The sequence below is a fragment of the Streptacidiphilus sp. BW17 genome (assembly GCF_041262485.1).
Taxonomy (GTDB): domain Bacteria; phylum Actinomycetota; class Actinomycetes; order Streptomycetales; family Streptomycetaceae; genus Streptacidiphilus.
On the sequence record NZ_JBGCCR010000051.1, the window covers coordinates 1 to 20,106 of the forward strand.

A 20,106-nucleotide genomic window follows, 5' to 3' on the forward strand; every position below is an offset into this window, starting at 1 on the left:
TCCCGCCTCTTTGTTTGTTCGGGGGGGGGGGGGGGGGGCCCCCCGGGGGGGGGGGGGGGGCCCGCCCCCCCCCCCCCCCCCCCCCCGCGCCCCTGGATGGTGCGACTCGCCCTATGGCACGAGCTTCGCGTTACCGCTCAGCCGTTGGTGCCGAAGCCGAGCGCCTTGTTCGCGGCGATCACGTACTGGTTGGTGTACGTGCCGGGGATGGAGACACCGCTGAGGTTGTCGCCTTCGATCTTCGCCGTGGTCTGGACGGTCGCCGGGCCGTTCGCCGGCATCATGCCGTCCGGGAGGAACTGGCTCAGGTCCTGCTGCAGGGTCGAGACGTAGTCCGCCTTGGAGGTCAGACCGTTGCTCACGTAGGACTGCGGCAGCTCGTTGGCGATGTCCGCGGCCGTGTGGGTGTGGATCCAGTGCATCGTCGCGACGAGCGCGTCGACCACCTTCTGCACGGTGGCCTGGTTGGACTTGACCCAGTCGGACTGTGCCAGCACCGCTGCCGCGGGCCAGGTGCCGCCCAGCCACTTGGTGGCGCCCTGCGGGCTGGAGAGGTCAAGGACGGAGACACCGGCCCCGGCCTTCTCGACCGCGTTGACGGTCGGCTGGGTCGTGATCGCGCAGGCCACCCGGCCCTGCTGCAGAGAGGAGAGCAGGGTCGCGCCGTCGCCCACACCCACCCGGTGGTAGTCGCTGGTGTTGAGGCCGTAGTGCGAGGCCAGCTGCTGGATCAGGTCGTCGGTCCCGGAGCCGAGGTCGGTGACGCCGATGCTCTTGCCCTTGAAGTCGGCGGGGGTGGTGACGCCGGAGTTCTTGTTGCACATCACGCGCTCGCCGGGGGCGGCGCTCAGCTGGGCGACGGAGATGACGTCCTTGCCCTTGGACTGGAAGTCGAAGGTGTGGACGTACCAGGCACCGGCGAAGTCGACCTGGCCGGAGGCCATCGCGTCCTCGGCGCCGATCCCGCCCTGGGTTTCGGTGCTCAGTTGCATGTTGACGCCGTACTTCTTGTAGAAGCCCAGGTTCTGGGCCAGCTCGTACGGCAGGTAGATCTGCTTGTCGATGCCGCCGACCATCATCGTGACGGTGGGCATGCCGTTGACCACGGGCGCGGAGCCGGCGCTGCCGGAGGAGCCACAGGCCGACAGGCCGAGGGTACCGAGCAGACCACCGGCGGCCACCAGGGCCAGGTTGCGGCGGGATCTCACGGAGAACTTCTTGGAGGACATCTTTGTCACTGCCTTTCGGGTGGGGATGCCGGGTGGGGAGGCGAACCGAAGGGGCCTTACGAACCGACGGGGCTGGCGAACCGAGGGGCCGGCGAACTGACGGAAGGTCACGAACCGACGGGGGCACGAACCGGCGGGGCTCACATGCCCGCGGTCTCCTGGCGGGCGGCCGGGCGCCAGGCGAGCAGCTTCTTCTCCATGAAGCTGATGCCGAACTCGGCGGTGAGGGCGATGGCACCGATGATCACCATCGCGGCGAACACACCGTTGGGGTCGAAGTGCCCCTGAGCGCTGGAGATCACCAGGCCCAGGCCCTGCTGCGCGCCGAGGAACTCGCCGACGATCGCACCGATGACGGCGAAGCCGAAGGCGACGTGGAGGCTGGCGGTGATCCAGGTGAGCGCCGAGGGGAGCACCACGTGACGGATGATCTGGAGCCGGGAGGCGCCGAGGACCTTGGCGTTGTTCAGGAAGACGACGTCGACCTCGCGCACGCCCTGGAAGGCGTTGAAGAACACCACGAAGAAGACCAGGACGGCGGCCAGCAGCACCTTGGCGGGGGTACCGAGGCCCAACCAGACCACGAAGAGCGAGCCGAGCACGATGCGCGGAACCGCGTTCACGATCTTGATGTAGGGCCCGATCACGTCGGCGAGGAACTTGAACTGGCCGAGTACGACGCCGAGCACCACGCCCGCCAGGACGCCGTAGACAAAGCCCAGCAGGGCCTCCTCCATGGTGACGCCGATCTGCGTCCAGATGGAGCCGAACTCGGTTCCGTGCTCGAACCAGTCCACCAGCTGCGAGACGACGCCGGTGGGGGTGCCGAAGAAGAACGGGTCGATGATCTTCTGCTGGGCGAGGATCTGCCAGCCGCCGAGAATCACAACTCCCAGCAGGAGCTGGGACACCCGGACCTTGATCTTGCGCATCCGGACCTGGCGCACGGCCCTGGCCTTGATCGCCGCCTCGTCGTTGGCGATCTCCGAGCGGAGCGCGGACTGGACCTGCTCGGACGACTGGACGCCGCGCTCGTTGTCCCGGGGCGGTGCGAGTCGCCCTCCGTCTGCCTGCGATGTGTTGTTCATGAGTGGACCGTCTCCTTACGCGGCAGACTCGGCATGGCCGGAACGGGCGTGGGCGCGCTCCACCTCGTCCTTGAGGGACTCCCAGATCTGGTGGTGGAGTTCGAGGAAGCGCGGCTCGAAGCGGATCTCCTGGACAGCGCCGCGCGGACGGGGGAGGTCGATGTCGTAGATCCCCTTGATCGTGCCGGGGCTGGAGGTCATGACCACCACGCGGTCGGCGAGCGCGACCGCCTCCTCCAGGTCGTGCGTGATGAAGAGGACGGAGGGCTTGAGCTCCTCCCACAGACCCAGCAGCTCGTTGGACATCATCGCCTTGGTCTGCACGTCCAGGGCGCCGAAGGGCTCGTCCATGAGCAGGATCGACGGCTCGTTGATGAGCGCGGCAGCCATGGCGACGCGCTTGCGCATACCGCCGGAGAGCTGGTGCGGGTGGTGGTCCTCGAAGCCCTTCAGGCCCACCCGGCGCAACCAGTCACGCGCGGCGGCCTGCGCCTGCTTCTTGCCCACGCCGCGGAAGACCGGGCCGAGGGCCACGTTGTCGAGCACCGTCTTCCACGGCAGCAGGGCGTCCTGCTGGAACATGAAGCTGACACCCGAGGTGATCCCGTCGACCTCGGCGCCGTCCACCCGTACCGAGCCGACACTCGGCTTGTCCAGACCCGCCACCATGCCCAGAGTTGTCGACTTGCCACAGCCCGAAGGGCCTACCACGGCGCAAAACTGCCCCGGTTCCACGGTGAAGTTCACCTCGCGGATCGCCGTGAACACTTTGCCGGTCGGCGACGTGAAGCGCCTTGTCACATTGGCGAGTTCAATTCCCGCTGCCATCGCGCCCCGCTCCTTTCGTCCTCGCCATCGTTCTGAGGGCTATGACGCTAAGGCTGCGAGCAGGTGACATCCATGTTTCGCGATTAAGTCGGCGCAGTGCGCATAACTCGGCTTTCTGCGCGTTCTGCTCAGGCCCGGGATCAGGTTCGGGCTCGGTTCTGGCTCGGGTTCTGGCTGCACCGGTCTTCCCGAAAAGACGTGTGGGGCCCGCGGCGATTCGCCGCGGGCCCCACACGTTCACGCACTCAGTGCGTCAGTCCATCACTGCTCAGCGCATCGACCCGGTCCGCAGCAGCGTGCGGATGACCCGCATCGCGACGCTGAGGTTGGCCAGGTCGTACGACTCCGACGTCCTTATGTCGTCGAGCGTCGTCCGGGCCCGGTTGACCAGCGTGGCGTTGGAGTCGGACCAGGCCTGGAAGCGCTGCTCCGGGGTCGCGCCGGGCTCGCCGTGGGCCAGCAGGTCCGCGGTGAGCGTGGCGTGGGCCGCGAAGAGGTCCTCGCGGATCGCCGCACGGGCCATCGACTGCCACCGGTCGGTACGCGGCAGTTCGACGATCCGGTCCAGCAGCTCGGCGATCTGCAGGCGCGAGCCGAGGTCGTAGTAGATCTCCGCGACGTCCAGGACGTCGGCACCGGTTCGGTCCGCCGTCTCGATGATGTCGAGCGTCGGGAAGGCCGAGGAGAGACCGGCGATCTTGACCGCCAGCTCCTCCGGGACGTCCGACTCCAGCAGTTCGTCGCGCACCCGCTCGAACCACTGCCGGTCCGAGCCCTGGAGCAGCTCCGGCAGCTTGCCCCAGACCAGGCGGACCCGCTCGCGGAAGACGTCGATGGTCTCCTGGATGTCCAGCGGCTGACGGCGGTTGTTGAGCAGCCAGCGGGTGGCACGCTCGACCAGGCGGCGGGCGTGCAGGCGCATCCGCGTCTGGACATCCGCCGGGACCTGGTTGTCCAGGGCCTCGATGGCCTGCCAGATGCCCTTCAGGTCGAAGATCGCGCGGGCCGCGGTGTGCGTGCGGACGATCTCCTCGAAGGTCGCACCCGTCTCCTCACGGAGGCGGAAGGCGAAGGACATGCCGCCGCGGTTGATGGTCTCGTTGACCACGACCGTGGTGATGATCTCCCGGCGCAGCGCGTGCGCGTCGATCTGGCTCTCGAACCTCTGCTGCAGCTGCGGCGGGAAGTAGCGGTGCAGCTTGCCGCGCAGGTACGGGTCGTCCGGCAGGTCCGAGGCCAGGATCTCGTCGGCCAGGGTGATCTTCATGTAGGCGAGCAGGACCGCCAGCTCCGGCTGGGTCAGGCCGCGCCCGGCCGCCGCGCGCTCGCGGATCTGCGGGCCGGACGGCAGGAACTCCAGCTCCCGGTTGAGGTGGCCGTCGCCGGCGAGCTTGCGCATCAGCCGCTGGTGCACGTTGAGCATGCTCGGCGCCTGCGCCACCGCGTTGGCCAGGGCCACGTTCTGCGCGTAGTTGTTCGTCAGGACGTGCTCGCCGACCTCGTCGGTCATCTCGGCCAGCAGGGTGTTGCGCTGCTTGACCGTCATGTCACCGTCGTTGACGATCTGGTTGAGCAGGATCTTGATGTTGACCTCGTGGTCCGAGGTGTCCACACCCGCCGAGTTGTCGATGGCGTCGGTGTTGACCTTGCCGCCCTCGCCGCTGTTGCCCAGCGACGCGAACTCGATGCGGCCGAGCTGGGTCGCGCCCAGGTTGCCGCCCTCGCCGAAGACCTTGACCCGCAGGTCGCCGCCGTTGACGCGGATGGCGTCGTTGGCCTTGTCGCCGACCTCGGCGTTGTTCTCAGCAGTCGACTTGACGTAGGTGCCGATGCCGCCGTTCCACAGCAGGTCGACCGGGGCGAGCAGGATCGCCTTCATCAGCTCGGCCGGGGTCATCCGGGAGACGCCCGCCTCGATGCCCAGCGCCTCGCGCATCTGCGCGGTGATGGTGATCGACTTGGCCCGGCGCGAGAAGACGCCGCCACCGGCCGAGACCAGCTCGGTGTTGTAGTCCTCCCAGGAGCTGCGCGGCAGGTCGAACATCCGCTTGCGCTCGGCGAAGGAGCTCGCCGCGTCCGGGTTCGGGTCGACGAAGATGTGGCGGTGGTCGAACGCGGCCACCAGCCGGATGTGCTCGCTGAGCAGCATGCCGTTGCCGAACACGTCGCCGGACATGTCGCCGATGCCGACGACGGTGAAGTCCTCCGCCTGGGTGTCGTGACCCAGCTCGCGGAAGTGGCGCTCGACCGACTCCCAGGCGCCGCGGGCGGTGATGCCCATGCCCTTGTGGTCGTACCCGGCCGAGCCGCCGGAGGCGAACGCGTCGCCCAGCCAGAAGCCGTACTCGCCCGCCACGCCGTTGGCGATGTCGGAGAAGGTCGCGGTGCCCTTGTCGGCGGCGACGACCAGGTACGTGTCGTCGGCGTCGTGGCGGACCACGTCCTTCGGCGGGACGACCTCGCCCGCGACCAGGTTGTCGGTGATGTCGAGCAGACCGGAGATGAAGGTCTTGTACGAGGAGATGCCCTCCTCCATCCACGCCTGGCGGTCGACCGTCGGGTCCGGCAGCTGCTTGGCGAAGAAGCCGCCCTTGGAACCGACCGGCACGATGACGGTGTTCTTCACCATCTGCGCCTTGACCAGGCCGAGGATCTCGGTGCGGAAGTCCTCACGACGGTCGGACCAGCGCAGACCGCCTCGGGCGACCTTGCCGAAGCGCAGATGCACACCCTCGACCTGCGGCGAGTAGACCCAGATCTCGAAGGCCGGACGCGGGGCCGGCAGGTCCGGGATGGCCTGCGGGTCGAACTTCTTCGACACGTAGGCGTGCGGCGCGCCGGTCTCGTCGCGCTGGAAGAAGTTGGTGCGCAGGGTGGCCTTGATCAACGAGAGGAAGGAGCGCAGGATGCGGTCCTCGTCCAGGCTGACGACCTGGTCCAGGGCACCGGCCAGCTCCTCCAGGATGCCCTCGGTCAGCTCGGCCGCGCTGTGCGTGTGGGCCGGGGACAGGCGGGCCTCGAAGAGGTTCACCAGCAGGCGGGTGACGTGGACGTTGTTGAGGAGCGCGTCCTCCATGTAGTCCTGCGAGAAGGCGACACCGGCCTGGCGCAGGTACTTGGCGTAGGAGCGCAGCACCATCGCCTGACGCCAGCTCAGACCGGCGCGCAGGACGAGGGAGTTGAAGCCGTCGTTCTCGGCCTTGCCGGTCCAGACGGCGGCGAAGGCCTCCTGGAACCGCTCGCGGCTCTCGTCGGTGATGGTGTCGGCGATCTCAGCACGCAGCCTCAGGCCGAAGTCGTAGACCCAGGCCACCGAGCCGTCGGTGCGGCGCAGTTCGTAGGGGTGCTCGTCGAGCACCTCGACGCCCAGGCGCGACAGGACGGGCAGCACCTCGGTCAGCGAGACCGAACCGCCCTCCCAGTAGATCTTGAAGCGGCGCTCGTCGCCCTCGGCGTCGACCGGCTGGTAGAGGTTGAGCCGGAAGTCGCCCGGGCCGGTCAGCGACTCCAGCTGGCGCAGGTCGGCCACGCCGGTGGCCGGGGTGAAGTCGGCGCGGTAGCCGTCGGGGAAGGCGTTGTTGTAGCGGCGCGCGGCCTCGGCGGCACGCTCCTCGCCGCACTCGCGGACCAGCACCTCGCTGAAGCCGTCCGCCCAGGAGCGGGCGGTCTCGGCCAGCTTGGCCTCCAGCCGCTCGATGTCGGCGTCGGTCAAGTGCGGCAGCTCGCTGCCGGCCGGGACGCGGATCACGAAGTGGAGCCGGGCCAGCACCGACTCGGTGTTCCAGGCGGTGTAGTCGATCGCGGAGCCGCCAAGCTCCTGCATCAGCTGGTCCATCAGACGCAGCCGGACGCGGGTGGTGTAGCGGTCACGCGGCAGGTAGACCAGCGCGGAGAAGTAGCGGCCGTACTCGTCCTGGCGCAGGAAGAGACGGAGCTTGCGGCGCTCCTGCAGGTACAGCACCGAGTGGGCGATGGAGAGCAGTTCGGCGACCGGGGTCTGGAAGAGCTCGTCGCGCGGGTAGGTCTCCAGGATCTGCAGCAGGTCGCGGCCGTCGTGGCTCTCCGGGCTGAAGCCCGACTCGGCCAGCACCTCCTTCACCTTGCGGCGGGCCACCGGGACCCGGTTGACCGAATCGGTGTAGGCGGCGGCGGAAAGCAGACCGAGGAAGCGACGCTCGCCGACGACGTTGCCCTGGGCGTCGAACTTCTTGATGCCGACGTAGTCCAGGTACGACGGGCGGTGCACGGTGGCGCGGCTGTTGGCCTTGGTCAGCACCAGCAGCTTCTGCTCGCGGGCCTTGGCGCGGGCCGGCGCGGTCAGGCGGCCGAAGGAGGAGGAGTCGCCGGCCTTCGGGTCGGAGCGCAGGATGCCGAGGCCGGTGCCGGCGACCGCGTGCAGCGCGTCCTCGCCGTCCGGGGTCTGCACCAGGTCGTACTCGCGGTAGCCGAGGAAGGTGAAGTGGTCGTCGGCGAGCCAGCGCAGCAGGTCCCAGGTCTCGGCGACCTCCTGCTCGCCCAGGCCGGTGGGCGGGGTCTGCTGGAGCTCGTCGGAGAGGCGCAGCGCGGACTCGCGCATCTTGCCCCAGTCCTCGACGACCTCGCGGACGTCACCGAGGACGCGGCGCAGGTCGTTCTCGATGGCGTGCAGGTCGTCGCGGTCGGTCTCGCGGTCGATCTCGATGTGCATCCACGACTCGACCAGCGCGTCGGCCGGGCGCTCGGCCGTCGTGCAGGCGTCGGCGTCGAGGACCTCGATCAGCTTGCCGGTGATGTCACGGCGGACCAGCAGCTGCGGGTGGATCACCGTGTGGATGCCGCGGTCCTGGCGGGTCAGCTCCTGGGTGACCGAGTCGACCAGGAACGGCATGTCGTCGGTGACGATCTCGACCACGGTGTGGCCGCAGGACCAGCCGTTTTCCTCGGCGCTCGGGGTGTAGACCCGGACCTCGACGGCGCCCTGCGGGCGCTTGGCTGCGAGTCGGTGATGGGAAGCCGCCGCCCCGTAGACGTCGACCGGGTCGCGGTCGAGCAGGTCTTCGGGGGCCGTGTGCAGGTAGTAGTGCTTCAGGTACGAGGCAAGGGCGCCGTTGCCGAGCGCCTCTCCCTGAGCCGCCTTGCTGAGCAGTTCGGCCTTCGCTGCATCCAGCTGGGTCTGCATGACTATTTGGCTCCTGTCGCGCGCCGTTGCGTGACTCGGTGGGTGGCACGGTACGGATGTGCGGTTTGTTCTTGATCCACCGGGTCTGTCCCTATCTTCCCCCATTGGACGGGATGGTCGGGCAAGCCTTGGTGGTTCCGCTCGAGCCTAACTGGGGTAAGAGACACTGTCAGGGGCCGGATCGGTGCACTACGTCACGATCTTTGGTACTCGCTGTACGACTTGTCCAAGGGCAGACTCGCGACGGTTCACCCCATGTGCGGATAGCGGTGATCGGTGGGCGGCACGAAGGTCTCCTTGATGGACCGGGTGGACGTCCAACGGAGCAGATTCTGCGCCGCGCCGGCCTTGTCGTTGGTGCCCGACGCCCTTCCTCCGCCGAAGGGTTGCTGGCCGACGACGGCTCCGGTCGGCTTGTCGTTGACGTAGAAGTTCCCGGCTGCGAACCGGAGTCGGGCGGTGGCGCGGGCGATCGCGGCCCGGTCCTGGGCGATCACCGAGCCGGTCAGCGCATAGGGCGCGGCGGTGTCGACCAGGTCCATCGTCTGTTCCCAGCGTGAGTCCTCGTAGACGTGGACCGCGAGGATCGGCCCGAAGTACTCGGTCGCGAAGATCTCGTGGCGCGGGTCCGACGACGTGATCACGGTCGGGCCGACGAACCAGCCGATGGCGTCGTCGTGGTGGCCGCCGACGACGACGTCGAGGCTGTGGTCGTCGCGCGCCCGGGCGATCGCACCGGCGTTCTTGGCATAGGCGCGGTCGTCGATCAGCGCTCCCATGAAGTTGGACAGGTCGGACACATCGCCCACCGCCAGGGACCGCACCTCGTCGAGCAGATCCTCCTTGATCGCGCGCCACACACTCCGCGGCAGATAGGCGCGGGAGGCGGCCGAGCACTTCTGCCCCTGGTACTCGAAGGCTCCGCGGACCAGCGCGGTCCGGAGCACGGCGAGGTCGGCGCTGGGGTGGGCGAGGACGAAGTCCTTGCCGCCGGTCTCGCCGACCAGCCGCGGGTAGGCGGCGTAGCCGGCGATGTTCCGGCCGACCTGCTGCCACAGCTGCTGGAACGTCCCGGTCGAGCCGGTGAAGTGGATCCCGGCCAGCGCCCGATGGGCCAGCGCCACCTCGGAGACCGCCCCGCCGTCCCCGGTCACCATGTTGATCACGCCGGGCGGCAGCCCGGCCTCCTCCAGTACCCGCATCACGTACCAGGCGGAGAGCGTCTGTGTCGGCGAGGGCTTCCAGACCACGGTGTTGCCCATGAGCGCGGGCGCGGTCGGCAGGTTGCCCGCGATCGCCGTGAAGTTGAACGGCGTGATCGCGCAGACGAAGCCCTCCAGCGGCCGATGGTCGGCCCGGTTCCACACGCCGGGCGAGGAGACCGGCTGCTCGGCCAGCACCTGCCGGGCGAAGTGGACGTTCCAGCGCCAGAAGTCCACCAGCTCGCAGGGTGCGTCGATCTCGGCCTGCTGCGCCGTCTTCGACTGCCCGAGCATCGTCGCCGCCGCGACCGTCTCCCGCCACGGCCCCGCCAGCAGGTCGGCAGCCTTGAGAAAGACCGCCGCCCGGTCGTCGAAGGAGAGCGCCCGCCAGGCGGGAGCGGCCTTCAACGCAGCGTCCACCGCCCGACCGACGTCCTCGGTGGTGGCGTTGCCCAACACCCCCAGGCGCGCGGAGCGGTGGTGCGGCTGCACCACGTCGATCCGCTCGCCGCCGCCCAGGCGCTGGGCTCCGCCGATCGTCATGGTCAGCGGGGTGTCCTTGGCCGCGGCGAGTTCGTCCAGCTTCGCCACCAGCCGGGCCCGCTCGGGGCTGCCCGGCGCGTAGCCGTGCACCGGCTCGTTCAGCGGCGCGGGGACCCGGGTGACGCCGTCGATGCCCGGAGCGCCCAGAGCGCCCGGGATGGGGCCGTTTGCATACATATCTGACATGCAGTCATCATGCGCACAGGGCCTCCGCCTGGGCCACCGCCTCAGCCAGAGTGTCGGCAACCGGCACCCCCACGCGCGACAACTCACGCCGGGAACCGGCTCCGCCGGTGAAGAGCACGGCCTTGATGCCCGCCTCGGCAGCCGCCGCCGCATCGTCCGGCACATCGCCGATCAGCACCGTGCGCGCCAGGTCCACCGAGGCCGACTCGGCCGCCAACGCGGCGAGATGGCGGACCAGATACTGGCCCTTGCCGCTCGTACCGGACGTGCCGTCGCGACCGTCCACCCGGCGGAAGTGGCCCTCGATCCCGAAGCTCCGCACCAGTGGCACGAGTTCGGTGTGCCCGTACATCGACAGCAGCGACTGCGACGGCCGGGCGCGGAGTATCTCCAGCGCACCGGTGGTCAGCCCGCATGCGTCCCGGCGGGCCGTGTAGTGCGCGTGGAAGACAGCGTCCATCCGCTCCCACTCCGTCTGGGAGGGCATCCGGCCCAGCCGGTCGGCATAGCACTCGATCACCGGGATCCGGTACCACTCCCGGTACTCGGCCACGCTCAACGGCGGCAACGCGTCGAGCTCCGCGAAGGCGGCGTTGCTCGCCCCGACGACGGCGTCGATGTCGTCGAAGAGGGTTCCGTTCCAGTCCCAGACGATGTGAGCGTGCTGTGCGTGCTGTGCGTGCATGCTCTGCACGTTATCTCCCACCTCTGACAGACGTCCGCTCAGGGCGCCCAGGGGTGCTCAGGCCAGCAGTCCCGGGATCTCCTGCGTCGCGTACCAGAGCAGCTCGTGGTCCTCGGCGCCGTCGACGGTGAACCGGGCGTCCTCGTCCCCCGTGTCCGCCGCCGCGAGCGCGGCGGCAGCGGCGGCGACGTCCTCGACCACCTCGGCATCGTCGTCGTCCGCGTGCACCGACGCGGCCTTCGCCAGCGCCAGCGGCTCGCCCAGCAGCACCGCACCGAGGGAGGCGGCGTCCTCGTGCTCCGCCTGGACCTGCAGCGTGACCGTCGCATCCGGCACGTCCGCAGCGACCACGACCCGACGCCGGGGTGCTGCGTCGTCCGCGGCCACCAGCCGCAACGAGGCCTGCGCGGCGCGGATCAGCGCGGCGTACTCCAACTCCTCGATGTCGTCGCTGAGGTACCACTCGCGCAGCGCCGGGGTGACCGCGTAGGCGCGCAGCGGGGCGGGGGCGACGACGCCGTCGGCGTGCGCCTGCGCGAGTCCGTTCAGGGTGAGAGGCACGTACACGCGCATCGCTGGCGCTCCGGATCCGGGAGGAGGAGAGAGATCTGAGGTCAGGATAAGCGGTCAACGGGACGCCACGGCGGTGATCGCGCAGCGTAACCGATCGAGTGGCTTTTCGTCGCACCCAGTGACCGGCCCTTAGCTCGACGCGCACCCGTCGTTGCAGGTCAGGGCGGGTGAATCACTCGGATAAGTGAATCTTCCCGAAGCGGTCTCGGGGTTGCAGGGCTGCTTGTCCTTGTCAGTGCCCGGCATTAGCACTGGTCGCGAGTTCCCCACCACGCCACGGAGGTGCCCCATGACGACCGCCACGCCCGCGACACCCCACCACGCGACGACCGCCGCCCCGACGGTCCGCCTCGGCCGGATCCACAGCCTGAGCGCGACCCGAGCGACCCACGCGGCAGGCCGGCCGCCGGTCCCGGGGACCACCCCGCACCATCGCCTCGCGGCGGCGTACGCACAACGCCTGCTGGAGGTGGTCACCGGTCGCCGCCCGGTGGAGCAGTTGCTCGCCTTCGCGACGGAGGACGTCTACGACCGCGTCCGCACGCTGCGTGCGCTCGGCGCGCTGCGCGGCGAGGGCGCGGTCCCTGTCCTGCAGCGGGTCTTCGACTCCGCACCGCGCAGAGACGTCCTGGAGGTCACCGCCCTGGTCCGCGTCGGCGACCGCACCGAGACCCTCGCCTTCCGCCTCGAATGCCGCGCCCTCACCCGCAGCCAGCTCGCCACCTGGCGCTTCACCGCCCTGGAGTCCCGGTGGTGACCAGAACCTGTGCACGAAGGGTCAGTTGCAGCACGAAGGGGCGCGGGGCTCTGCCGAACGGCGGCTCCGCCGCGCGGGCGCGACCAGGCGGAGGCCTTGCCGCCGCAGGCAGGTGCAGCACGAAGGGGCGCGGGGCTCTGCCGAACGGCGGCTCCGCCGCGCGGGCGCGACCAGGCGGAGGCCTTGCCGCCGCAGGCAGGTGCAACACCAAGGGGCGCGGGGAACTGCGCGACAAGCCACCCTTGGTGGTGACTCGCCGAACGAGCAGTGCCACCCCCACAGGGTGGCTGCTCGCGCAGTTCCTCGCGCCCCTAGTAGTGCAACTACTTCTTGCGGCGACGGCCGCCCTTCGCGGCCTTGCGGCGCTCGGCGCGGGTGAGGCCGTCGCCGACCTCGGTCTCGTCGTCGACGTCCGCGTCGATGTCGATGTCCGTCTCGACCACGCCGTCCGCCGTGTCCATCGTCGGCGCCTTGTAGTGCAGGCGGTCCGGACGCTGCGGCGCATCCAGGCCCTTCGCGCGGATCTCGACGTGCTGCTGCCCGGCGGCACCGCCCGCCATCACCGCGTCGACCGGCGCGGCCTCCTCGACCGGGACCTCCTCGACCTGCTGCTCGACCTGGACGTCGAGGTTGAACAGGTAGGAGACCGACTCCTCCTTGATCCCGTCCATCATCGCGTTGAACATGTCGAAGCCCTCACGCTGGTACTCCACCAGCGGGTCGCGCTGCGCGAGGGCGCGCATGCCGATGCCCTCCTGGAGGTAGTCCATCTCGTAGAGGTGCTCGCGCCAGCGACGGTCCAGCACCGAGAGCACCACCCGGCGCTCCAGCTCACGCATGACCGTCTCGCCGAGCTGGTCCTCGCGCTCGACGTACTTGGCGTGGATGTCCTCCTTGACCGCGTCCGCCAGCTCGTCGGCGGTGACGCTGGAGCGGTCGCCGGTCTCGTCCTCGAAGTCCTCGATCTTCAGGCTGATCGGGTACAGCTGGGCCATCGCGGTCCAGAGCTTCTCCCAGTCCCACTCCTCGGCGAAGCCCTCCGACGTCGCGTCACTGATGTACGCGTCGACGGTGTCGTCCATGAAGTGGTCGACCTGCTCGTGCAGGTCCTCGCCCTCGAGGACGCGGCGGCGCTCGCCGTAGATGACCTCGCGCTGACGGTTCAGGACCTCGTCGTACTTGAGGACGTTCTTGCGGATCTCGAAGTTCTGCTGCTCGACCTGCGTCTGCGCGGACGCGATCGCGCGGGTGACCATCTTCGACTCGATCGGCACGTCCTCGGGCACGTTGGCCATGGACAGCACGCGCTCGACCATGCCGGCCTTGAAGAGGCGCATCAGGTCGTCGCCCAGCGACAGGTAGAAGCGGGACTCGCCCGGGTCGCCCTGACGGCCGGAACGACCGCGCAGCTGGTTGTCGATGCGGCGCGACTCGTGGCGCTCGGTGCCCAACACGTAGAGGCCGCCCAGGTCCTGGACCTCCTCCTGCTCGGCCTTGACGGCCTCCTTGGCCTTGTCCAGCGCGGAGCCCCACGCGGCCTCGTACTCCTCGGGGGTGTCCACCGGGGAGAGCCCGCGCTGCGCCAGCTCGGCCGCGGCCAGGTGCTCCGGGTTGCCGCCGAGCATGATGTCGGTGCCACGACCGGCCATGTTGGTGGCCACGGTGACCGAGCCCTTGCGACCGGCCTGCGCGACGACCTGCGCCTCGCGCTCGTGGTTCTTCGCGTTCAGCACCTCGTGCTGGACACCGCGCTTGCGCAGCTCCTGCGAGAGGTACTCGGACTTCTCGACCGAGGTGGTGCCGACCAGGACCGGCTGGCCCTTCTCGTGCTTGACGACAATGTCCTCGACGACCGCGGCGAACTTGGCCGGCTCCGACTTGTAGATCAGGTCCGCCTGGTCGATGCGCAGCGGCGGCTTGTTGGTCGGGATCGGGACGACGCCCAGCTTGTAGATCTGGTGGAACTCGGCCGCCTCGGTCGTCGCGGTACCGGTCATGCCGGAGAGCTTCTCGTAGAGGCGGAAGAAGTTCTGCAGGGTGATGGTGGCCAGGGTCTGGTTCTCGTTCTGGACCTCCACCCCCTCCTTGGCCTCGATCGCCTGGTGCATGCCCTCGTTGTAGCGACGGCCGGCGAGGATACGGCCGGTGTGCTCGTCGACGATCATGACTTCGCCGTTCATGACGACGTAGTCCTTGTCCGCCTTGTAGAGCTCTTTGGCCTTGATGGCGTTGTTGAGGAACCCGACCAGCGGGGTGTTGGAGACGTCGTAGAGGTTCTCGATGCCCAGGTAGTCCTCGACCCGGGTGACACCGACCTCCAGGATGCCGACGGTGCGCTTCTTCTCGTCGACCTCGTAGTCGCGGTCGATCTTGAGGCGCTGCACCATCTTGGCGAAGTCGGCGTACCACTTGGTGGCGGCGTCCGCCGGGCCGGAGATGATCAGCGGGGTCCGAGCCTCGTCGATCAGGATCGAGTCGACCTCGTCGACGACCGCGAAGTTGTGCCCGCGCTGCACCAGTTCGTCCTTCGACCACGCCATGTTGTCGCGCAGGTAGTCGAAGCCGAACTCGTTGTTGGTGCCGTAGGTGATGTCGCAGTTGTACTGCTGACGGCGCTCGGCGGGCGGCATGTTCGCCAGGATGCAGCCGACCTCGAGGCCCAGGAACCGGTGCACCCGGCCCATCCACTCCGAGTCGCGCTCGGCGAGGTAGTCGTTGGTGGTGATCAGGTGGACGCCCTTGCCGGTGAGCGCGTTGAGGTAGGTCGGCAGCGTGCCGACCAGGGTCTTGCCTTCACCGGTGCGCATCTCGGCGACGTAGCCGAAGTGCAGGGCCGCGCCGCCCATCAGCTGCACGTCGTAATGACGCTGGCCGAGCGTGCGCTTGGCGGCCTCCCGCACGGCGGCGAAGGCCTCGGGGAGGATGTCGTCCAGCTTCTCGCCGTCCGCGAGGCGCTCCCGGAACTCGTCGGTGAGCGCGCGCAGCTCGGCGTCCGTCAGATTGACGAAGTCCTCTTCGATGGAGTTGACCTGTTCTGCGATCTTGGAGAGCTTGCGAAGGATCTTTCCTTCGCCTGCACGCAGGATCTTGTCGAAGACGGACACGTGGGCTGGCTCCTTGCCTGGGCGGACCGGGCGACTGGTTTCTGGCTCCTTGCTCGCGGGCGGATACACCCGCCGCGTGCCCATCGTATGCGAGGAGTCCATTCGGCCGGGAGGTCCGTCAGCACGCTGAAGGGTGTCGCCGGTGAGAGTGACATGAGTTTTATGGAAACAGCGGTAGAAAACGGACAGGTTACGGGCGTCCGAAAAATACGACGATCATCACCCAGGGCTCGGGGATACTCCTGCAATGGAACCGACCACGCTGGAAACGCCCCGACTGCTCCTGGGCCAGTTCGCCGAGGCGGACATCGACACCATCACCGCAGTGTGCCAGGACGCCCAACTCCAGCCGATGACGTCTGTTCCTGTCCCCTATACGCGCGCACGCCGAGGGCTTCGTCCGGGAGATCATCCCGCAGGGGTGGATCACGGAGACACTGCTGAACTTCGGCGTCTTCCGCAAGGACACCGGCGCCCTGGTCGCCTCGGTCGGTATCCACGGCCGCCAGTTCCGCACCGACGGCAACGCCGAGATCGGTTACTGGACGGCTCCCGAGCAGCGGCGCCAGGGCTTTACCGCCGAGGCGGTCGCGGCCGTCTGCGACTGGGCCTTCGCGGAGCTGGGCGTGGTCCGGATGGAGTGGCGGGCCGTCGCAGGCAACGTGGGGTCCCGCGCGGTCGCCGAGAAGGTGGGCTTCCGCTTCGAGGGCACCTTGCGCGGCGGCACCGTCCACCATGGCAAGCGCTCCGACACCTGGATTGGCGGCCTGCTCAGCAGGGACCGCGCCGGCAGGGAACACCCCGGCGGGGATCGCGTCAGCACGGATCACGCCACGCGTCCAGAGCGAGGTGCTTGAGCATGGCGCTGAACCGGAGCCGTCGTGCCTGAGGGCAGAAAGCGCTGGTCGGCAGGTTGTACTCGGCCTCGAACACCGCCTTTCCGGCGGCGACGAAGGGGGTCAGCTCGTCGCACTCCTGGTACTCGGCGCACTGCTCGTCGATCGCGAAGTCGAAGTCCGGTAGCAGCTGCGGGATCTGGTCGAGATCGTTCTTGAGCGCCACGGCCAGGCCCCGCGCGTGCGCCAGGCCCGCCACCATGCGGTTGAAGGCCAGCTGGTCGGCGGCGGTGAGCGGAAAGCCGGTGTCGTTGGTGTAGCCGTCGAGCTGGTCCGGCTCGACGGCGTCGAAACCCTTCGCCTTGCAGACGGCCAAGCGCTGCGCGATCAGCGGCCGCAACACGTCCAGCCGACGGACGTCCAACCACCGCTCGTCCGGCCAGCCGTCGAGCGGCTTGCCGAGCAGACTGCTCGGGAACCTCGCAGCATCGGGCCGGTAGGGCTCCCAGGCACCGACGTTGACGTAACAGACCACCTTCCGCCCGGCGGCGTGCAGGGCGGCGACGACCTGGGCGGAGTTGTCGACGGCGTCGATGTCGTAGACGTCGGCGACGACCGAGGTGTCGACGGGCGCGGTCAACTGCCACTGCCAGGTGAAGCCCGGCGGGGGCTGCCAGCGGCTGTCCCCCGCGACAGGCACGGGCGGCGGCGGTGGCGGTGGAGCAGTGGTCGGTCGGGTCGGGCCGGGAGCGGGCGCGGAGGTGGTGGGCGCGCCCGAGCAACCGGCCAACAGGCAGAGACAGCAGGCGACCAGTTGGAGCAGGCGCGCCTCGCGCCTCGTCATCTGTGCCTCGTGGCGGTGCCCACCGCCTGCGCGGTGGCGAGGAGCAGGACGAACGCCGCCACCGCGCTCACCGTCGACTGTGCCACCCCGGCCGGGACCCCGGCCGCCCGCGCGGCAAGGACCGCCGCTCCCGCCGCCGCCACCGCGATCGTCGCACGGCCCAACAGACCCAGGGACTGCAGTAGTTGGGCGCTCCATATCGCCGCAGCCAACGCCGCAAGGGCCACCACCCCCGGGCCGCCCGCCCCTGGCCACAGCAGCGCCGTCGCCGCCACGAGCGCCGCAACCAGCAAAAGATAACCGCAGAGGCAGCGCACCAGTGCGCTCAGCACAAGCCGGTGGAACCTTCGCTTCGAACCGGTCCGGCTGAGCGCCAGCTCGGTGGTGGCGCGGCAACGGGCCAGAAACCACTCCGCTCCCCCCATGCTCAACGTCAGGGCGACCGTCGTCGAACCGATCTGAGCCAGCGTCAGTACAGCGACGCCCAGCCCGAAAACGCCGGCCGCTGCCGCCTGCCACCACTCCGACCGGCTCAGCCCCAGTCGCACGTTGTCGGCTCGCACCGGCCGGAGCATCGGGACGGTCTCCTGCCAACCGGACCACAGCGCCAACCCCAGGGCCAGCATGATCAGCGTCGCGCCCACCCAGCGCGGTGGCTCGTCGCCGAGACGCCGCGACACCACCACCCACACCGCACCGAGCGCGACCGGCGTAAGCGCCCCCAGCAGCCGCCGTTCGCGTCCGAGGACCAACAGCGTCGTCGCGGCGGCGAAGTACAGCGCCTGACCCGCCGCGTAGGCGACGGTCGGCGCGGTCGCGCCCGGCATCACCGCCGCGGCCAGCGGAGCCAGCACGACCCCGGCCGCACCGCCGCGGACCAGGAAGGCGGCAGCGCCCACGGGGTCCCCCTGGCCACGCCGCAGATAGGAAAGGTGGGCCACGGCCTGGCTCCAGCCCCAGCTCAGCAGCAGGGCTGCGCGGATACTCCCGTCCAGGCCGTGCGGCGGGCGATAGAGCAGGTAGGCCAGCCCGGGAAGGGCGAAGAGGACTCCACGCAGGGCACAGCGCGGTGCCGAGACGTCCCACGCCGACGCTCCCACCGAGTGGAGCCGGCGCGGAAGTTCCTTCGGCGCTTTCCGCGCGTTGGGGGCGTTCGGCGCGTCGCGCGCGTTCGGCGCCGCCCCGTGGTCCCCGGCGTCACCAGGCTCGCCGTGCGCCTGGCGGAACAGCTCCTCGCCCAACTCGAACGCGTCCCGTCGGCCGTAGCGCTGCTGGATCTGCTGGTCGGTGAGCCCCTCGGCCTCGATGGCGGCCACAACCTCCAGCGGGTGCACGGAAGTTGCGACAAGCTCGCCGAACCGTTCCGCCAACTCGTCGGCAGGGTCCGCTGCGACGGTGGGCAACCGCGGCCCGGACACCGGTTCCAGCCGCAGGCCCGGCAGCAATTCCACCAGCCCGCTCATGCGGCCACCCGGTCATCGGCGTCCGTCGCCCGCCGCGTCGCAACGCCCGAGCCTGACGCGGCAGCCGAACCGACGGTCGGGTCGGCAGTCGGGCCGAGAGTCGGTTCGGCAGTCGGGCCGAGAGTCGGTTCGGCAGTCGGGTCGACGATCGAGCCGCCCGCCAACTCCCGGTACAGCGACCGGAACTCGGACACCGTGCGCTCGACGGTGAACTGCTGTTCCACCCTTCGGCGTGCCGCCGCGCCCAACCGGGCCCGCTCCACCGGGTCGCGAAGCAGGGCGAGCGTCGCCGCCGCCAAGGCCTCGGGCTCACGCGACGGGACGACCAGGCCCGTGTCGCCCACCGCCTCCCGGACACCGCCGACATCGGTGGAGACCGTGGCACGTCCGCAAGCCATCGCCTCGATCAGGCTGAACGGGAACCCCTCCGAGATGCTGGAGAGCAGCACCACCGAGCCCGCCGCATAGGCGTCCTTGACCGCGTCGATCCGGCCTTCGAACACGACGGCGTCCGCCACGCCGAGCTCGACGGTCAACGCCTTCAGCCGCTGTTGGTAGGCCTCTCCCCCGGCCGGGGGATCGCCGAAGAGACGCAGTCTGGCCCGGGGCAGGTCGAGCCGGACCAGGGCGAAGGCGCGGATCAGCGTCTCCAGGTCCTTGATCGGGTCGATCCGCCCGGCCCAGCTGAGCGTCGGCTCCTCGGGTTCGTCCCCCGCGACGGGGAACTGCCGCAGGTCGACGCCGTTGTAGACGGTGCGGATGCGCCGCGGGTCGCACCCACCGTGCTCCTCCCAACGGCGGTTGTACCGGTTGACGGGCGCGACCACGTCCGCACAGCGGTAACTCTCCGCCGCCAGCATCCGGTAGAAGCCCAGCACCAGTGTCTTGACCGGCCGGGAGAAAGGCGCGGCGCGAAAGCCGAGGAACCGTTCCCGCAGATAGATGCCGTGCTCGGAGAGGAGCAGCGGCACACCGTGGAAGCGGCGCGCGGTCAGGCCGGGCAACGCGGCCAGCCCGCCGGTCGCGACGTGGACCACGCCGCGCGCGGGCGGCTGCACCGCGAGCGCGCGCAGCGCGTGCTCCAGCAGATCCGTGGCCTGCAGGGCGTCGCGAAAGCTGGGCCGGTCCCGGCTGGTCGCCACGAACGGCAGCCGCCACACCCCTTGCAGCGAACGCAGTGCCCCCTCACTGCGCAGCGCGGCGGTCAACGACCCTCCGGTGAGTGCGAACTCGGCTATCTCGTACAGCTCGTCGGCGAAGTAGGGCTCGAAGTCCGGGTCGAGCAACGAGAGCAGGAAGCGCTCGTACCCGGCGAGGAAGCGGCGCAGCGCACGTCCGCGCGGCGCGCGCCCCCCGTCGGGCGGTCCCCAGAGCGGGACCGTGCTGTGCGAGGCGATCTGTTCGGGCAGCGGCCAGATCACCGGCTCCCGGCCGCTGCCGGTGATCCCCAGGATGTGGAAGCGGACGTCCGGCATCCCGCGGACCAGTTGGTCGCACCAGGTGCTGACGCCGCCGTGGATGTAGGGATAGGTGCCCTCCGTCAGCAAGGTGACCTCCAGCGCCACCGGGCTGTTCATAACGGTGTCCCCCTCAGGGCAGTCAGGGCGTTC

13 protein-coding genes are annotated in these 20,106 nt (G+C 69.6%); 2 read left to right on the forward strand and 11 right to left on the reverse strand.

What is annotated here, in order from left to right; translation table 11 throughout:
* Nucleotides 1-137: 137 nt before the first annotated feature.
* The 7 genes from ABH940_RS35050 to ABH940_RS35080 all read right to left on the reverse strand — a co-directional run bounded on the left by ABH940_RS35050 (nt 138) and on the right by ABH940_RS35080 (nt 11,492).
* Nucleotides 138-1,208 carry an ABC transporter substrate-binding protein gene (locus tag ABH940_RS35050; RefSeq protein WP_370072794.1) on the reverse strand — a complete coding sequence of 357 codons (1,071 nt, stop codon included), beginning with the start codon at nt 1,206-1,208 and terminating at the stop codon, nt 138-140.
* Nucleotides 1,209-1,369: 161 nt separating this feature from the next.
* Nucleotides 1,370-2,317: an ABC transporter permease gene (locus tag ABH940_RS35055; protein ID WP_370072795.1), complete on the reverse strand. Its 948-nt coding sequence runs from the start codon at nt 2,315-2,317 to the stop codon at nt 1,370-1,372.
* A gap of 15 nt (nt 2,318-2,332) precedes the next feature.
* Entirely contained in the window at nt 2,333-3,145 is an 813-nt protein-coding gene (locus ABH940_RS35060; protein ID WP_370072796.1) for an ABC transporter ATP-binding protein, read from the reverse strand.
* A gap of 268 nt (nt 3,146-3,413) precedes the next feature.
* Nucleotides 3,414-8,303: an NAD-glutamate dehydrogenase gene (locus ABH940_RS35065; RefSeq protein WP_370072797.1), complete on the reverse strand. Its 4,890-nt coding sequence runs from the start codon at nt 8,301-8,303 to the stop codon at nt 3,414-3,416.
* A gap of 248 nt (nt 8,304-8,551) precedes the next feature.
* A complete protein-coding gene (pruA, locus tag ABH940_RS35070; protein WP_370072812.1) occupies nt 8,552-10,180 on the reverse strand; it encodes an L-glutamate gamma-semialdehyde dehydrogenase in 1,629 nt (542 codons plus the stop codon).
* A 61-nt stretch (nt 10,181-10,241) separates the two neighbouring features.
* Nucleotides 10,242-10,919 carry an HAD family hydrolase gene (locus ABH940_RS35075; RefSeq protein ID WP_370072798.1) on the reverse strand — a complete coding sequence of 226 codons (678 nt, stop codon included), beginning with the start codon at nt 10,917-10,919 and terminating at the stop codon, nt 10,242-10,244.
* Nucleotides 10,920-10,976: 57 nt separating this feature from the next.
* On the reverse strand, nt 10,977-11,492 hold the full coding sequence (locus tag ABH940_RS35080; protein WP_370072799.1) for a hypothetical protein: 516 nt from the start codon (nt 11,490-11,492) through the stop codon (nt 10,977-10,979).
* A gap of 289 nt (nt 11,493-11,781) precedes the next feature.
* Between ABH940_RS35080 and ABH940_RS35085 the strand changes: the two genes are divergently transcribed.
* A complete protein-coding gene (locus ABH940_RS35085; protein ID WP_370072800.1) occupies nt 11,782-12,249 on the forward strand; it encodes an Rv3235 family protein in 468 nt (155 codons plus the stop codon).
* A 323-nt stretch (nt 12,250-12,572) separates the two neighbouring features.
* On the opposite strand, the gene secA is transcribed toward ABH940_RS35085, so the two are convergent.
* Nucleotides 12,573-15,353: a preprotein translocase subunit SecA gene (gene secA / locus ABH940_RS35090; RefSeq protein WP_370072801.1), complete on the reverse strand. Its 2,781-nt coding sequence runs from the start codon at nt 15,351-15,353 to the stop codon at nt 12,573-12,575.
* Nucleotides 15,354-15,793: 440 nt separating this feature from the next.
* Here secA and ABH940_RS35095 point away from each other — a divergent pair, with 440 nt between their 5' ends.
* Nucleotides 15,794-16,210 (forward strand): GNAT family N-acetyltransferase, encoded by a 417-nt coding sequence (locus ABH940_RS35095; protein ID WP_370107127.1) that lies wholly within the window; start codon nt 15,794-15,796, stop codon nt 16,208-16,210.
* Here ABH940_RS35095 and ABH940_RS35100 read toward each other — a convergent pair.
* Genes ABH940_RS35100 through pelF form a run of 3 tightly spaced genes read right to left on the reverse strand, consistent with a single transcriptional unit; the run spans nt 16,170 to nt 20,073 of the window.
* Nucleotides 16,170-17,033, reverse strand: coding sequence for an endo alpha-1,4 polygalactosaminidase (locus tag ABH940_RS35100; RefSeq protein ID WP_370072803.1), 864 nt, complete (start codon nt 17,031-17,033; stop codon nt 16,170-16,172). The two genes, ABH940_RS35095 and ABH940_RS35100, sit on opposite strands and share 41 nt — an antisense overlap.
* On the reverse strand, nt 17,030-18,496 hold the full coding sequence (locus ABH940_RS35105; RefSeq protein ID WP_370072804.1) for a hypothetical protein: 1,467 nt from the start codon (nt 18,494-18,496) through the stop codon (nt 17,030-17,032). Before ABH940_RS35105 ends, ABH940_RS35100 begins: the two co-directional genes overlap by 4 nt.
* Entirely contained in the window at nt 18,493-20,073 is a 1,581-nt protein-coding gene (gene pelF, locus ABH940_RS35110; protein ID WP_370107125.1) for a GT4 family glycosyltransferase PelF, read from the reverse strand. The genes ABH940_RS35105 and pelF overlap by 4 nt, the downstream gene beginning before the upstream one ends.
* Nucleotides 20,074-20,106: the final 33 nt, after the last annotated feature.